14 protein-coding genes are annotated in these 17,319 nt (G+C 32.7%); 11 read left to right on the top strand and 3 right to left on the bottom strand.

What is annotated here, in order from left to right; genetic code table 11:
- Positions 1-2: 2 nt before the first annotated feature.
- Both LQ673_RS09895 and LQ673_RS09890 read right to left on the bottom strand, forming a co-directional pair.
- Positions 3-1,172 carry a hypothetical protein gene (locus LQ673_RS09895; RefSeq protein WP_037590096.1) on the bottom strand — a complete coding sequence of 390 codons (1,170 nt, stop codon included), beginning with the start codon at positions 1,170-1,172 and terminating at the stop codon, positions 3-5.
- 220 nt (positions 1,173-1,392) lie between these two features.
- Positions 1,393-2,757, bottom strand: a complete 1,365-nt coding sequence (locus LQ673_RS09890; protein ID WP_191836122.1) for an amino acid permease — start codon at positions 2,755-2,757, stop codon at positions 1,393-1,395.
- Between the two features lie 494 nt (positions 2,758-3,251).
- On the opposite strand from LQ673_RS09890, the gene LQ673_RS09885 reads away from it, so the two are divergent.
- From LQ673_RS09885 to LQ673_RS09855, 7 genes are all read left to right on the top strand, one after another.
- A complete protein-coding gene (locus LQ673_RS09885) occupies positions 3,252-3,893 on the top strand; it encodes a TetR/AcrR family transcriptional regulator (RefSeq protein WP_126477348.1) in 642 nt (213 codons plus the stop codon).
- A 1-nt stretch (position 3,894) separates the two neighbouring features.
- Positions 3,895-4,791 carry an ABC transporter ATP-binding protein gene (locus LQ673_RS09880; RefSeq protein WP_191836120.1) on the top strand — a complete coding sequence of 299 codons (897 nt, stop codon included), beginning with the start codon at positions 3,895-3,897 and terminating at the stop codon, positions 4,789-4,791.
- Position 4,792: 1 nt separating this feature from the next.
- A complete protein-coding gene (locus LQ673_RS09875) occupies positions 4,793-6,385 on the top strand; it encodes an ABC transporter permease (protein WP_191836119.1) in 1,593 nt (530 codons plus the stop codon).
- 16 nt (positions 6,386-6,401) lie between these two features.
- Positions 6,402-6,989 (top strand): helix-hairpin-helix domain-containing protein, encoded by a 588-nt coding sequence (locus tag LQ673_RS09870; RefSeq protein WP_191836118.1) that lies wholly within the window; start codon positions 6,402-6,404, stop codon positions 6,987-6,989.
- 80 nt (positions 6,990-7,069) lie between these two features.
- Positions 7,070-7,426, top strand: a complete 357-nt coding sequence (locus tag LQ673_RS09865; RefSeq protein ID WP_126477344.1) for a zinc ribbon domain-containing protein YjdM — start codon at positions 7,070-7,072, stop codon at positions 7,424-7,426.
- Positions 7,427-7,647: 221 nt separating this feature from the next.
- Entirely contained in the window at positions 7,648-9,138 is a 1,491-nt protein-coding gene (gene nagE / locus LQ673_RS09860; RefSeq protein WP_191836117.1) for an N-acetylglucosamine-specific PTS transporter subunit IIBC, read from the top strand.
- A 181-nt stretch (positions 9,139-9,319) separates the two neighbouring features.
- Positions 9,320-10,585, top strand: a complete 1,266-nt coding sequence (locus LQ673_RS09855; protein ID WP_126477342.1) for a Gfo/Idh/MocA family oxidoreductase — start codon at positions 9,320-9,322, stop codon at positions 10,583-10,585.
- 578 nt (positions 10,586-11,163) lie between these two features.
- Here the strand turns inward: LQ673_RS09855 and LQ673_RS09850 are convergent.
- Positions 11,164-11,919, bottom strand: a complete 756-nt coding sequence (locus LQ673_RS09850) for a DeoR/GlpR family DNA-binding transcription regulator (RefSeq protein WP_185805808.1) — start codon at positions 11,917-11,919, stop codon at positions 11,164-11,166.
- A gap of 205 nt (positions 11,920-12,124) precedes the next feature.
- On the opposite strand from LQ673_RS09850, the gene LQ673_RS09845 reads away from it, so the two are divergent.
- Genes LQ673_RS09845 through iolD form a run of 4 tightly spaced genes read left to right on the top strand, consistent with a single transcriptional unit; the run spans position 12,125 to position 17,314 of the window.
- Positions 12,125-13,579 carry a CoA-acylating methylmalonate-semialdehyde dehydrogenase gene (locus LQ673_RS09845; RefSeq protein ID WP_037590346.1) on the top strand — a complete coding sequence of 485 codons (1,455 nt, stop codon included), beginning with the start codon at positions 12,125-12,127 and terminating at the stop codon, positions 13,577-13,579.
- Positions 13,580-13,595: 16 nt separating this feature from the next.
- On the top strand, positions 13,596-14,414 hold the full coding sequence (gene iolB / locus LQ673_RS09840) for a 5-deoxy-glucuronate isomerase (RefSeq protein ID WP_037590347.1): 819 nt from the start codon (positions 13,596-13,598) through the stop codon (positions 14,412-14,414).
- A 13-nt stretch (positions 14,415-14,427) separates the two neighbouring features.
- Positions 14,428-15,387 (top strand): 5-dehydro-2-deoxygluconokinase, encoded by a 960-nt coding sequence (gene iolC / locus LQ673_RS09835; protein WP_084755318.1) that lies wholly within the window; start codon positions 14,428-14,430, stop codon positions 15,385-15,387.
- Positions 15,388-15,400: 13 nt separating this feature from the next.
- On the top strand, positions 15,401-17,314 hold the full coding sequence (gene iolD, locus LQ673_RS09830; protein ID WP_159316166.1) for a 3D-(3,5/4)-trihydroxycyclohexane-1,2-dione acylhydrolase (decyclizing): 1,914 nt from the start codon (positions 15,401-15,403) through the stop codon (positions 17,312-17,314).
- Positions 17,315-17,319: the final 5 nt, after the last annotated feature.

Raw genomic sequence — 17,319 nt, 5'->3', positions numbered from 1 at the left:
AATTACTTAATAAAGTTCATTAATATAGATGTTAAAATAACAGATGCAACAGTAACTGTCGTAAACCCACCAATAATCATTGGGCTCAATAACTCATTAAATACATCTTCTCTGTCTTCCTCATTGTCAGTAACAGATCGACTGACTTCTTCACATAAAATAAAATCACCTGGAAAACCATATAATGCTGTTAAAGCAACAGGTAATGCTTTAGTTGGTTTCCATCCAATTAATTTAGCACCGATAAATCCACCAATTAAAATACCAATTGTACCTATAACAAGAATAGATAAAATAGCAGGTAGGTATTCCCATAAATCATGTGGTTTAATGCCGCCCATAGAACCGATAACGATTAAAATGATAATAACCATCATAATTGTGAATGATTGATTACGTTCCAGTTCTTTTTGTTCAAACAAGCCAATTTTCAAGCCGATGACACCAAATAATAAACTGATGAGTGTGAAATGAATGCCTGTTACTTCGCCAATCATGAAGGCAATACTTGCTAAGAAGAACATAATAAAGAGTCTGATGACATTGTTTTGAAGTAACGGATTCTTATTAAATATCGTTTCTTTCTTGGATTCATTTTTATTAGAAATATTAGCGACATTTTTATCTGAATGTCTATTTGCTAAGTAATATTTTGAATAGCGCTTCATAAGGATAGAACTTAATGGCATACCGATAACACCTTGAAGTGCTTGCACGATAGCTGGTAAAACAATGAGATTGGCCAATCCTAAATCTTGAAGCTTTTCGACTGTGATGAGCAGCGCGACGATACCTCCAGCAATAGGTCCAACACCTGAAGCGGCAGTACGGAAATCAAATAGGAGCGTAACGAAGACTAATATTAAGGTTGTAGAACCCAATATACCTAATATTGATATAACAACTGCTTTCCATTGTGATTTAAGTATATGAAGCGGCATCATTGTACCCATATGCATGATAACTGGTGCAATAATAAGCGCGCCTAGCGAAGGTAAAATGGCATTATCTAATATCTTTTCAGGTAAGACGCCTGCCCAAGATAAAAGCAAGTAACTGACCATTGCTGTTAAGAGCATTGGTACACGAGCCTTTGTAAGATAAGATATAATTTCCCCGAGAACGATTAATGCGAATAGTATTGTTGCTGAAATAAGCGGTTCACTAACCATTAGCATTCCCTCCTTTTTAAAGTTAATAGTCAAACTTTAGCATATCTAAATCAAGAAGTTAATAGTATTTTCTAAAAATTTAGAATATATAGATAAATATTACACTATTAATTGCATTCAATATATAACAAGAATTTAAATATTATTCGATGGTATATAACATTTGTTCAATAAAAAAACAGTAAACATGTCATATGACGATGTTTACTGTTTATAAGAATTATTTATTTGAAGTAGATTGCTTGCGTTGATTCAAATAATAAACAACAAGCAATAGTATAATCCATAAAGGTGAGTACATTAATGCTGTACGTGTATCATTTGCAAAGAACAAAATAACTAATACAAATACAAAGAATATTAATGCAAGATATGATCCAATCACACCGAATGGGTTTTTGAATTTAGATTTTTCGTGTAAAGATTTGTCTTCTTTTCTAAATTTGATATAACAAATTAAAATGATAGACCAAATAAAAATAAAGAATATCGTTGCCAATGTCGTAACGAGTGTAAATACATCATCCGGTATAAAATAATTTAATATCGCAGCGAAGAATAATACAACGCCTGAGAATATTAATGCTGGATAAGGGACACCACGTTTATTTGTCTTGCTTAATCCTTCAGGAGCATGGCCTGTTTGACCTAAACCATAAACCATACGACTATTACTGAATAATCCACTGTTTGCAGCACTTGCAGCTGAAGTTAACACGACAAAGTTAACAATACCCGCAGCAGCTGGAATACCAGCTAATACAAATAAATTAACAAAAGGACTTTCAGCAGGATCAATTTTATTCCATGGTGTAATACTCATAATGATTAATAAACTTAATACATAGAAAATTAAAATACGAATACCGATAGAATTAACCGCTTTAGGTAAATTCTTTTCAGGATCTTTCGTTTCACGAGCTGTTACACCTACAAGTTCAATTCCTACAAAGCTAAATACCGCCATTTGGAATGCCAGTAAGAAGCCCATAGTACCATTTGGGAAGAAACCGCCGTGACTATATAAATTATGAAATCCAGATTGAATACCCGTGCTAGATTTAAAGCCATTAAATATCATCCATAAACCAATAACAATTAATAATATAATGGCGATAATTTTAATAAGTGCGAACCAAAATTCGACCTCACCAAATAATTTAACAGTCATAAGATTTAAACCTAAGAGAATAACAACAGTCGCAATTGCAGAAACATATGCAGGAACATCCGGATACCAAAACTGAATATACTTAGCAACCGCCGTAATATCCGCTATACCCGTTGCAACCCAACAAAACCAATACGTCCATCCAGTTAAAAATCCGAATAAAGGACCTAAATAATGTTCAGCAATATCAATGAAAGAATTATAGTTACTATTTGAAAGTAATAATTCCCCTAAAGCTCTCATCATAATAAATAAGAAAAAACCAATAATAATATAAACTAATAAAATAGATGGACCCGCTAATGAAATACTCTTACCAGCCCCAAGAAAAAGACCGGTACCAATCGCGCCACCAATAGCAATTAACTGAATATGCCGGTTAGACATACTTCTTTTTAACTCATGATTTTCCATTTTCTATTCGCTCTCCTTAGATGCAATAAAACATATGTAAACAATAAGATTTAAAAAACAATATAAAAAGCATTATACTACGATTATTTGTATTTTGCATATTAATATAAATAAATGTTTTTAAATGTAAGACAAAGGTGAGGATATATAACACGATGAGTAATGTAAGTTTACTCATTTTTTGTACTTATAATTATTTGATATAGAATAAGAATAACTTAAACAAAGGAGGAGATTTCTTATATTAACAAGTATCTTACAACCAATCGTAGATTTGATTACAGCTTTAGGTCTTTAATTTAAATTGGATTTATTTTTTATCTGTGTATGCAAACAAAGGGGTCAGTACATAGTGCTGTAAGTACTAAAAAAGCCACCAATTCGTATTTTGCGAATTGGCGGCTTTTTTATTTAGTAATAATAGTTGACCAATGTGGTCGATAGCGTTATGATGTAGTCGACCGAACTGGTCTAATATGTTTTGGAAGGTGTATATGATGAATGATGCATTCTATAATTTAGATGAAGAAAAGCGTCAAAAAATAATCAATTCAGGGCTGATGGAGTTCTCTAATTATGGCTATCAACAAAGTTCTACGAATCGTATTGTTGAAAATGCTGGTATTGGTAAAGGGATGCTTTTTTATTACTTTAAAAATAAAAAAGGACTATTTAAATTTCTTGTGGATTATTCATTAGATTTCATTGAGGAATATTATTTTAAACAGATTGATACTTCTGAGAAAGATATTTTTAATAGGTTAGTTAAACAAGCAAAAATAAAATCTAATTTAATGACGATTCATCCTCATATGTCGAAGTTTTTAACGAAAATTGTTCTGGAGGAATCTGAACATCATTATATATCTGAAGAACAAGACCAACATATTAAACAATTACAAAGTAAAGTTCAAAATGCACTATTTGAAGATTTAGATAAGGATCTTTTTAAAGATAATTTAAATGTTGAAATGTCTATCAATATTATAAAGTACTCGATTGATGGTTTAGCAGAATCTATGAAGACACGAATAACGCATCAAATGATTGAGCAGAATGATTATCAAAGCTTTTATGATGAATTTGATTTATATATTAAGGAAATGCGTAAAATCTTCTATAAGGATCGTGATTAATATGACATTGTTAAAAGTAAATGATGTTTCGAAGACGTTTGGTAAATTTAAAGCTTTAAACGGTGTAAATTTCACTGTTGAAGAAGGAGAAATATTTGGATTTATCGGTCCAAATGGTTCTGGGAAATCTACGACCATTAAAGCAATTTTAGGCATGCTTAAACCTGATTCTGGTACTATTGAGGCATTTGATAAAGATGCTTGGAAAGATGCAGTTCAAATTCATAAACAAGTAGCCTATGTTCCAGGTGATGTGAATTTGTGGCCAAACTTAACAGGTGGAGAAGTGATAGATTTATTTCTGAAATTAAGTGGTGCTCGAAATGATGAAAAAAGAGATGAACTGATTAAAAAATTTGATTTAGACCCTACTAAAAAATGTGGGTCATATTCTAAAGGTAATAGACAGAAAGTTGCACTTATCGCTGCATTTACTACTGATGCACAACTGCTTATATTAGATGAACCGACATCTGGATTGGATCCTTTAATGGAACAAGTATTCCAAGCATGTGTATTAGAAAAGAAAAAAGAGGGCAAAAGTGTTCTATTATCGAGTCATATATTAAGTGAAGTAGAAAAATTATGTGACAGAGTCGGCATTATTAGAAAAGGTGAAATCGTAGAAATGGGAACGTTGGATGATTTGAGACATTTAACGAGAATGCATTTCGTCGTTCAGTCTAAAGGAGCTTTAACAGATTTAGAAGAGCAAGATGGTGTACATGATATATCTAAAGAAGGAGAGATGTATCATTTTCAAGTGGATTCAGAGAAAGTTTCTAATATTATTAAATATTTAAGTCGATTTGAGTTGCTGAAATTAGAAAGTATGCCACCTACATTAGAAGATTTATTTATGAGACATTATGGTGTGAATATTGAAAGAGGTGAGTAATATGAATAATCTCTTTAGCGGTGTTGGACAATTGACGTTATTTTACCTCAAGACTCATAAATGGAAAATGGTGTTTTGGATATTAGGTATTGTCGTTTTAACAGTTATCATACCACCAACATTTAAAAGTATGTATCCACACCAATCAGATATGCAACCAATTGTTGAAACTTCTAAAAATCCTGCAATGAAAGCAATGTTAGGACCAGGACAATTTGAACACGTATCAGTTGGCGTGTTATTTACACATGAGATGTTACTATTTACAGGTATTCTCGTTGCAATAATGAGTATTTTACTTGTTTCAAAAAGTACAAGAGGAGATGAATCTGCAGGTCGAATTGAAATGATTCGAGCATTGCCAGTTGGAAAAGTATCACCTCTCGTAAGTGCACTTATTGAGATGATAATTGTGAATATCATGATAACCATTTTGATTATGGTGATATTACCTTTAATGAATATTGATAGTGTGGATTGGCAAGGTTCAATTGTTTATGCAGTTTCATTAGGGGCAATTGGTATTCTATTTGGTATGATGACAGCTATATTCGCACAGTTAACTGAAACAAGTAGTAGTGTTACAGGCTATAGTATTACAGTATTGCTCTTAAGTTATTTAGTGAGAGCGGTTGGTGATGTCATAAATGAAGATATTTCTATGGTTTCACCTCTAGGATGGATTACAAGAACGTTTGCTTATTCTGAAAATAATTGGTGGCCAATCGTCATAACTTTGATAACGGCTATTATATTCTTAATGATAGCGATGATACTTTATTTCAGAAGAGATATAGAGTCTGGCTTACTGCCTTCTAAACCAGGTAAAAGAACAGCACATAAAATATGGCTATCTCCACTCGGTTTACAGCTTAAATTGTATAAAGTAGGGCTTATTTCCTGGGCAATAGGGATGTTTGTATTTGGCGCTTCGTATGGATCAATATTTGGTGAGTTAGACGATTTTATCAAAGATAATGAAATGTTGCAGCAAATGGTAGCTGGTAAAGGTGATCATTATATAGAAGCATTCTTACCTACTTTAATGATTATAATGGCTATCGTATCAACAATACCTGCACTATTAAGTTTATACAAAATAAAAAACGAAATAGATACTCATCGAATAGAACTTATAATGTCTCGACCTATTTCAAGAATTAAATTGTTGAGTAGTTATTTAGTTGTTTCATTATTTAATGCTATTCTTATGATTTTTATAGCTGCATTCGGTTTGTATATTGCCCAAGCATCTGTGTTAGATGATCCATTTAGTTTTTGGACAATTATAAAGGCAGGGATTGTGCATATACCAGCGATTATATCTTTCGTAGCACTCGGTGTTGTACTTTTAGGATGGTTTAATAAAGGACACTTTATCGTTTATTTATATTTAACTTATACATTTTTCGTGGTTTACTTAGGACAATTGTTAAATATTAAAGACTGGTTAAAAGATATAACGCCATTTCATCATATTCCTCAAATACCTGTTGAAGATATGAATTATTCGGGTATAAGTATATTAATCATAATATCTATAGTGCTCATCATGATTGGATTTATAGGGTTTAAACGAAAAGACATTTCATAAAGGGAGCTGTGTTCGGATGACAAATTTGCCGAAAATAGGGAAACCAGCAACAAATGCTTTGAATACGATCAATGTTACGACGTTAGAACAGGTTGCTCAATTAGATGAACATAATTTAGCGAAACTTCATGGTATGGGACCAAAAGCAATAGGCATTTTGAAAGAAGCATTATCAGATCAAGGGTTATCATTTAGTCAATTAGATAAGGAATTAAAAAATGTGAAATTCACTGTACTGGGAGATTTAAAATGTGATAATGCACCAAAAAGAAGAATTATACGAGATATTGTGATTGCTTCAATAGTTGGTGACGAAAAGTATCTCACTGAATGGCTAACAGATGATTTAGTATGGAATGTACCTGGTTCTTTTGAACTAATAGGTAGAAAAGCATTTTTAGAAGAAATAAATGAACACTTGCAAAAAGTATCTAGCCTTGAAATTAAATCAATGCTTACGCACGGTAAAGAAGGTTCTACACATGGCACAATTATATTGAATTCTGGTGAAGAAATTTATTTTGCTGAAATGTATAAATTTGAAAATCATAAAAAAGACGCTAAAGTGAAAGAGATTACGTCATATATCATCATGAAACCTTAAATTTATGAAAAATCCAATACCAGTATTTATGAAAATGTGATAAATTATAGAGGTTATTATAAACTTTCGGAGGTTGAAAGATGGAAGCAACATTACCAAATTGCCCTAAATGTGATTCAGAATATACTTACGAGGACGGACAATTTTATATTTGTCCAATGTGTAATCATGAATGGTCTATAAACGACGAAGATGCATCAAATGAAGAAATCACAGTTATTAAAGATGTAAATGGTGTTGAATTAAATGATGGAGATACTGTAACGGTCATTAAAGATTTAAAAGTAAAAGGATCATCTAATTCTATTAAACAAGGTACTAAAGTTAAAGGTATCAAATTAGTAGACCCAGAAGATGGTCATGACATTGATTGTAAAATACCTGGCTTTGGACAAATCGGATTGAAGTCATCAGTTGTTAAAAAAGTGAATAAATAAGCGTATAAGAGTCTGAAACATTGAAATTGTTGCAGGCTCTTAATTTTTTAGAAAGTATGTTGATATAAATATTAACGAAATGCTTATTATTTTTTGTTAAAAATAATTAATTGATTATTTTAAGTTTTTGAAATATTAATTCGTTATATACATCAAATGTTTTTTGTGGTAAATATGTAATAGAGATTACGTTTCCAACAAATATATAAGGGGAGAAAAATATGAAGGCTTATATGCAAAAATTTGCACAGTCTCTAATGCTACCTATTTCCATTTTACCGGTAGCTGGGTTACTTTTAGGTATCGCATCTTTTATTGATTCAGGTGCAATTAACGGGGAAGGAAATAGCGTTGCGAACTTTTTAGCAAATGGTGGTTTAGCCGTTATTAATAATTTACCAATACTATTTGCGGTAGGGTTAGCATTCGGTATGTCTAAAGATAAAAATGGAGCAGCTGCACTTAGTGGACTTGTATCATTTTTAGTGGTTACACAAGTACTAAAGCCAGAAGCAATGGCGAAAGTATTGCATATTGCTGAGGATAAAGTTGATATCGCATTTACGGGTATTAGTAATGTATTTATCGGGATTATTTGTGGTCTAGTTACAGCTGCAATTTACAATAGATTTAAAGATACGAAATTACCAACAGCGTTTGCTTTCTTTAGTGGTAAACGTCTTGTGCCGATATTATCAGCGGCGGCAATGTTAGTGATTTCTATCGCGCTTATGTTTATTTGGCCACCAGTATATAATGGATTAGTGTCATTTGGGGAAATGATTTCTAAACTTGGACCTCTTGGGGCAGGGTTATACGGATTCTTTAACCGTTTATTATTACCTTTTGGATTGCATCACGCATTAAACCAAGTATTCTGGTTTGATATTGCGGGTATTAATGATATTGCAAACTTCTGGTCTAGTAAGGGTGAAGCGGGTATAACAGGTCGTTATCAAGCAGGCTTATTCCCAATTATGATGTTTGGATTACCAGCTGCAGCATTAGCGATTTGGAAAAATGCTGAAAAGCGTAATAGAAAAGTAGTAGGTTCTTTAATGGTTACAGCAGCGATCGCTTCATTCGTAACTGGTATCACAGAACCATTAGAATTCTCATTCTTAGTAGCAGCACCGATGTTATTTGGAATTCATGCGTTATTAACAGGTATTTCATTATTTATAGCAGCAACATTCCATTGGACTGCAGGATTTACATTTAGTGCAGGATTAATAGATTATTTATTAAGTTTAAGTATTCCAATTGCGAATAAGCCATTAATGTTACTTGTCCTTGGTTTGATTATGGGTGTCGTATACTTCGTTGTATTTGATTTTGCGATTCGTACATTTAATCTTAAGACACCAGGTAGAGATGGCTTAATGGAAGAAGCGGCAAAGCAAGATCCTAGTCTTGAAGAAGATGAAGCGGGTACTTCAACAAACAATAGTGGTGTGAAAGTATCTAATAAGACAAAGCTTATATATGAAGCAATTGGTGGTAATGATAATATAGAAGTTATCGATCACTGTGCAACAAGATTACGTCTAACATTAAAAGATACAAGTGTTGTTGATCAAGATAAAATCAAACAATCTGGCGCATTAGGAAACAAAGTAATTAGTGATAAAAATATCCAAATTATTATTGGAACTGATGTACAATTTACAGCAGATGAATTGATGCAAATGCAACAAAATCAAGGTCAGTAATTGAATATATCAATACTTAGACAGTAGACATTCATTTTTATAATTTGAATGCCTACTGTTTTTTTATTTATAATAATAACAATTTTGAACAAATATGAACAAAAAAATAATGATAAATGTGTGATTTTTTACTTTTATAGTAGTAATATGAAACTATTGAATGATAAAGGGGGACGATTCAATGGGTATAAAAAAAGCGATTTTGTTAGGTGCAGGTGACCGTGGGGGAAGAGTTTACGCGAATTTGATAAAATCTTTACCCCATAAAATTAAATTAATTGGGGTAGCAGAACCTGTTAAAGAAAGAAGAGAACGTGTAAGCAGTCACCATAATCTTGATGAACGATACGTACAAGAATCATGGAAAGCATTATTGGACTTAAAGCCAGAAGCTGATATAGCAATTATATGTACTCAAGATAAAGCCCATTTTGAACCAACGATGAAAGCATTAGATTTAGGATATCACGTGTTGCTTGAAAAGCCGATGTCTCCTAGTCCTGAAGAGTGCATTAAAATGGTAGAAAAAGCGAAAGAAATGGATAGAACATTAACGATTTGTCACGTATTAAGATATACACCATTCTGGAGCAGAATAAAATCTATCGTTCAAAATGGAGATATTGGTCAGATTGCATCTATCCAACTCAATGAAAATGTAGAATATATGCATATGTCGCATAGTTTTGTAAGGGGAAATTGGAAAAGTAAAGAACAGTCAAGTCCAATGATATTAGCTAAATCTTGCCATGATATGGATATTATCAGTTATATCATGGATCAAGATTGTAAAAGGATCAATTCCTTTGGTTCATTGATGTACTTTAATGAAGCTAACAAACCAGAAGGCGCACCATTAAGATGTTTAGACGGATGTCCAGCAGAAAATGAATGTCCATTTCACGCTGGAAGGTATTATTTAGGTATCGGTAGAGGATGGGCGATGAAATTTACAGAAGAAAATTCTAACGAAGCGATCATTGAAAGATTAAATCATACGGATTATGGAAAATGCGTCTTCCAATCAGATAATGACGTTGTCGATCACCAAGTTGTGAATATGGAATTTGAAAATGGCGCAACAGCAACATTTAGTATGAGCGCATTTACAAGAGAACAAACAAGAATAGTACAAATAATGGGAACAAAAGGGGAAATAAGAGGGAATATGGAAACAAATGAAATAAGTATTTTTGACTTTTTAACAAGAGAAGAAAAAGTCATTAAATTCCCAGAAGTGAGCAGTGGACATGGAGGCGGAGATGAAGGTATTATAAGAGATTTTATAGATGCAATTAATAGCTCAGATCAAAATGTATCTAAATCCATAGCAAGTAAATCCTTAATCAGTCACTTAATGGCATTCGCAGCAGAAGAATCAAGACTGAACCACGGGCAATCCATAAATATAGACGAATTCTATAATGAAATAGCCTTAACATCTTAATATAAGATAAATAAAGACGTGATACCGATAGAAATTAGTGTATCACGTCTTTTATTGTGCGTGAACACGGGGCGCTAACGATCAAGAGTCGAAAACAAGATCGTTAGAAATTCTAACGCTCAAGAAAGTGAAACAAGATAGTTAGCGGTCAATAAATTTTAAAAAATGCGCAAAAACGAGGCGCTAACGCTCAAGAGTCGCAAACAAGATCGTTAGAAATTCTAACGCTCAAGAAAGTGAAACAAGATCGTTAGCGGGTAATAAATTTAAAAAAATGCGCGAAAACGAGGCGCTAACGATCAAGAGTTGAAAACAAGATCGTTAGAAATTCTAACGTTCAAGAAAGTAAAACAAGATCGTTAGCGGTCAATAAATTTTAAAAAATGTGTAAAAACGAGGCGCTAACGCTCAAGAGTCGAAAACAAGATCGTTAGAAATTCTAACGTTCAAGAAACCGAAACAAGATCGTTAGCGGTCAATAAATTTTAAAAAATGCGCAAAAACGAGGCGCTAACGCTCAAGAGTTGAAAACAAGATCGTTAGTGCCCCACAAAATCCACGCGTGTTATATTTATTAACTAATATAGTACCTTAATATCATTTTCATCGCAGAACTGTTGTATTTCTTGAGGGAGTACTTTATTAGTAATTATTTTGTCTACGTCACTTAAATTGCAGTATGTTAGTAATGTTGAATGTCCTATCTTACTATTATCCGCTAAAACATAAGTTTCTCGTGCTTTTTTTGTAATAAGTTGTTTGATTAAATTTTCTTCCATCTCTGAATTAGATAGACCATTTGGAATATTAACACCAGTAGCTGCCATAAAGCATTTATTAATATTAAATTTATTCAATAAAATATTAGTATCTATTCCTATGAATGATCGTGTACGTGGTTTGTATTTTTCGCCAATGATAAATAAAGTTACATTTTCAAATTGTGAAGCTTTATTCATGATATCAAGACTGTTCGTAATAATTGTAAATGATAATTTTTTGTCGACATAATCTAATACATGTATTGTTGTTGTTCCTGTATCAATATAAATAATGTCGTTAGTTTCGATATGTGCAGCAGCTAATTGACCGATATGTTTTTTTGATTGATAATTCTCAACATTTCTTTTTTGATAATCAACCGCTTTATATTCATCCTCGATAACTTCAATACCACCATAAACTTTTTTAACTACATTCATATCTACTAAAAGGTTGATGTCACGCCTTATTGTATTAACAGATACATTAAATGTGTCCTTCAATTCATCAATTGAAGCTGTTTTGTTTTTTTTTATGAAAGATTCTATTTCATAAATTCGTTTAGATTTCATATACGATTCCCCCATTTCTTACAATATACCCAAAATTTGCTTATATAACAACTATAAAAAATATAAGTTACTCAAAATTTGACATATTCTACTCGTTATTATAATATTATTTCAACAAGTAACCAATAGTTAATCAATATATACTCATTTTTTAAAAAGGTGATGAAAGCGGTTACTTTAATATTTATAACTGGAGGATATGTAAATGGTAGAAATCTTAAAGAATTACATTAATGGACAATGGCAAGCGTCGAAAAGTAAGGAAACAATAGATGTATACAATCCAGCTACTAAAGAAGTGATTGCTAAAGTACCTGTTTCAACTAGAGAAGAATTAGATGAAGCGGCAAAAATTGCACATGAAGCGTTTCAAGAATGGAAAGAAGTTGCTGTACCTAAACGTGCTCGACTTTTATTCAAACTTCAACAATTACTAACAGACAATAGAGAAGTATTAGCTGAAATTATTACAAAAGAAAATGGTAAGAATACGACAGAAGCTTTAGGTGAAGTACAAAGAGGTATTGAGAATGTTGAATTCGCTGCAGGTGCTCCTTCTTTAATGATGGGTGACTCACTTTCAAGTATCGCTACAAATATAGAAGGAACAAGCTATAGATATCCAGTAGGTGTTGTAGGTGGTATCACACCATTCAACTTCCCAATGATGGTGCCATGTTGGATGTTCCCGATGGCTATTTCGTTAGGTAATACGTTTGTGATTAAACCTTCTGAAAAGACACCATTACTTGTTAATAAACTTGCAGAGTTAATTGAAGAAGCAGGTTTTCCAAAAGGTGTATTCAATGTTGTACATGGTGCACATGATGTTGTGAATGGCATTTGTGAAAATGAACATATTAAAGCTGTATCATTCGTTGGTTCTAAACCAGTAGGTGAATATGTTTATAAAAAAGCAACTGAAAACTTAAAACGTGCGCAATGTTTAACAGGTGCTAAAAACCATACAATCATTTTAAATGATGCGAACATTGATGGCGCAGTTAAAGATGTAATTGGTGCAGCATTTGGATCAGCAGGTGAACGTTGTATGGCAGCAGCTGTAGTAGCTGTTCAAGAAGGTGTTTATGACGAATTTAAAGAAAAACTTGTACAAGCTTCTAAAGATATCGTTATCGGAAATGGCTTAGAAGATAATGTTTTCTTAGGTCCAGTTATTAGAGAAGAAAATGTTGAACGTACATTAAATTACGTTGATCAAGGTGTCGAAGAAGGTGCCAAACTCGTATTAGATGGTAGAGAAGACAACAACAAAGATGGTTTCTTCGTAAAACCGACTATTTTTGAAGATGTTACAACTGATATGAAATTATGGCAAGATGAAATATTCGCACCGGTGCTATCACTTGTTAAAGTAAAAGATCTAAAAGAAGGCATTCAATTAGCGAATCAATCTGAATTTGCGAACGGTGCATGTTTATTTACAGACAGTGCATCATCTATTAGATACTTCAGAGAGTATATTGATGCAGGTATGTTAGGTATTAATTTAGGTGTACCAGCACCAATGGCAATCTTCCCATTCTCAGGATGGAAATCATCATTCTATGGTTCATTACATGCAAACGGTAAAGATAGTATTGATTTCTACACACATCGTAAGGTCGTAACTGCAAGACATGGTAATCCACAATTTTAAGGAGTGAAAAATAGAGATGGCTCGATTATTAAATAAACCTGTACATCATCCATTAAGTGATGATGTACAAGTGATACATGATTTGAAACCTGAAGATATTGATTTAGCTTATATTGGTTTTAAAGTTTTAGACATAAAATCACAAGGTACTTACACAGAATCAACAGGTGATTTTGAACTATGTATTGTCGCTTTAACTGGCAATATTGATGTGTCAGATGGAGAAAGTTCTTATGAAGATTTAGGAACAAGAGATTCAGTATTTGAAAAAATACCAACAGACAGTATCTATATTTCTAAAAATCATGAAGTGACAATTAAAGCGAATAAAGATTCAAGAGTTGTACTTTGTTATTCACCAGCAGATGAAGAAAGAGCAACACAATTAATCCCAGCATCTGAGAACTCAGTAGAAGATAGAGGTAAATATTCAAATAAACGACATGTTCATAATATTTTACCTGATACACATACAGCGAGCGAAAAATTACTTGTCGTTGAAGTGTATACAGATCAAGGTAATTGGTCGAGCTATCCACCACATAAACATGACGTTGATAACTTACCAAATGAATCATTACTTGAAGAAACTTACTATCATGAAATGAATCCAAGTAAAGGTTTCGTCTTTCAACGTGTGTTTACAGACGACCTTTCATTAGATGAAACGATGACAGTAGAGAATAGTGATGTTGTTGTTGTGCCTAAAGGTTATCATCCAGTAGCTGTACCTGATGGTTACGATGGTTATTACTTAAATGTTATGGCAGGACCTAAAAAAGTTTGGAAATTTTATAATCAACCAGATCATGAATGGATTATTGATAGAGAATAAGGGGTGTACGTGAATGTCTAATAAAAAACAAATTATAGCAATAGGTCGTGCAGCAATAGATTTAAACTCAATAGAAATTAATAGACCAATGGAAGAAACAGAATCATTTCGCAAATATGTTGGTGGCTCACCAGCTAATATCATGATTGGTACGGCAAAGTTAGGATTAGATGTGGGTATGATTGCTAATGTATCAGATGATCAACATGGAAGATTTATTACGAATTACTTTGAAGAAGTAGGCGTTGATACTTCTCAAATACATGTAGATGAAGATGGACATAAAATTGGCTTAACGTTTACAGAAATTAAAAGTCCGAGTGAGTCTAGCATATTAATGTATAGAGAAGAAGTAGCAGATCTATATTTAGCACCTGAACATGTAGATGAATCATACGTTAAAAATTCGGAATATTTGCTTATTTCAGGAACTGCGTTAGCTAAATCTCCATCAAGAGAAGCAGTATTAAAAGCGCTGTTACTAGCGAAAAAACATAATGTACAAGTAATTTTTGAGTTGGATTATAGACCTTATAGTTGGAAAGACGAAGAAGAAACTTCTATTTACTATGAGTTAGTCGCTGAACAAGCTGATGTCGTAATTGGAACACGTGATGAATTTGATATGGTCGAAAGATATAAAGCATTATCAGACAAAGAAATTAGTGAACTATTATTTAAAGCTAATCCACATTTAGTTGTCATTAAACATGGTGTACAAGGTTCAAATGCGTTTGATAAAGAAGGCAATACTTATGAAGGTAAAGCATTTAAAGCGAATGTCGTTAAAACATTTGGAGCTGGCGATTCATACGCAGCCGCATTTATTTATGCATTGGTTAAAGGTAAGTCAGTTGAAGAAGCATTGAAATATGGTGCAGCTTCAGCAGCGATTGTTGTAAGTAGTCATAGTTCATCTGAAGCGATGCCTACAGTTGATAAAATAGAAAATTTAATTAAAGAACAATCTTAAGGTGGTATTAAACATGGTTAATACAGTGAAGTTAACAACTGGAGAAGCAATTGTTAGATTTTTGACGAAACAATATATTTCGATTGATGGAAAAGAGACAAGATTTGTTGAAGGTGTCATGAATATTTTTGGCCACGGTAATGTCCTTGGTTTAGGAGAAGGACTATCAAATTATCAAAAAGAATTAAAAATAATCCAAGGCAAAAATGAACAAGGTATGGCACATACAGCAATTGGTTTTAGTAAACAAAGTTTACGAAAAAAAGTATTTGCAGTGACAACATCTGTCGGTCCAGGTGCTGCTAACCTTGTAACGGCAGCAGGTACAGCCGCAGCAAATCATATACCAGTATTATTTTTACCAGGAGATACATTTGCAACTCGTCAACCAGATCCAGTATTACAACAGATTGAAAACCCTCAAAGTATTGGTATTACTACAAATGATGCGTTAAAACCAATTTCGAGATATTTTGATCGCATAACGAGACCTGAGCAAATCATGTCTGCCTTAATTCGTGCATTTGAGGTCATGACAAACCCTCAAACAGCGGGTCCTGTGACATTAGCATTGAGCCAAGATGTTCAGGGAGAGTCATACGATTTCCCAAAAACATTTTTTGAAAAGCGCGTACATTATGTTGATAGACTTCAACCTTCTAATAGATCAATAGATGTAGCAGTTGAACTATTGAAGACAGCTAAAAAACCACTATTAATTGTTGGTGGTGGTGCTAAGTATTCAGAAGCTCAAGATGCTATAAAAGCATTTATAGAAAAAACGAATATTCCTATTGCAGAAACTCAAGCAGGTAAATCAACAATAGAAGCCTCTCATCCATTGAATCTTGGTGGTCTTGGCGTTACAGGAAATTTAGCAGCCAATCTATATGCAAAAGAAGCTGATGTCATTATTGGTATTGGAACAAGGTATTCAGACTTTACAACTAGCTCAAAGACAGTAGCTAACTTTGATAATGCAAAATTTATAAACATTAATGTTAATAGAGTTGATGCTTATAAATTAGATGCGATACAAGTAGTTGGAGACGCAAAAATATCAATTAGTTTATTGGATAAAGCATTAAGTAAATGTCAATTTAATACATTAGATGAAGTAAATGATTTAAAAAATAAATGGTCAGAAGAAAGAGAAAGATTATCTCATGTAGATATTAATAAAAATGATTTTGAAGCTGAAATATCAGGTCATTTTAGTAAAGAAAAACTTAATCAATACATTGAAGCCTTAGAAACGGAATTACCACAAACAAATGCGGTTATTAAAGTTAATGAAACAATCGATAATGATGCAATAATCGTTGCCGCTGCTGGATCTTTACCAGGAGACTTAGAAAGATTGTGGGAGACCGATATATTTAATACTTACAATATGGAATATGGTTATTCTACGATGGGGTATGAAATTGCAGCTGCACTTGGTGCAAAAATAGCAAATCCCCAAAAAGAAGTATATGCATTAGTTGGTGATGGAAGTTTCTTGATGCTGCACACTGAATTACTAACTGCATTGCAATATAACTATAAAATTAACATTGTATTATTCGATAACAGTGGATTTGGTTGTATCAACAATTTACAAATGGGTAATGGTAGTGAAAGTTTTTGTACTGAATTTAATGATTATAACGGCAAAGTCATGAATGTAGATTATAAGAAAATTGCAGAAGGATATGGTGCTGTTTCATACAAGGTTAACAGTCTTCAAGCTTTAGAAGATGCAATTAAAGATGCTAAAAAAGAAACAAAATCTACATTAATAGAAATTAAGACTTTACCTAAAACAATGACTGACGGATATGAATCATTCTGGAATGTTGGTGTATCCGAACATAGTGAAAAATCAAATATAAATACATCATATCAAGAAAAGGTTCAAGCTATGAAAAAAGCAAAACAATATTAATAAGG

This window comes from Mammaliicoccus sp. O-M54, from assembly GCF_022386035.1.
In the GTDB taxonomy this organism is placed as follows: domain Bacteria; phylum Bacillota; class Bacilli; order Staphylococcales; family Staphylococcaceae; genus Mammaliicoccus; species Mammaliicoccus sciuri_A.
This window is presented reverse-complemented; position numbering and strand designations above follow the sequence as displayed.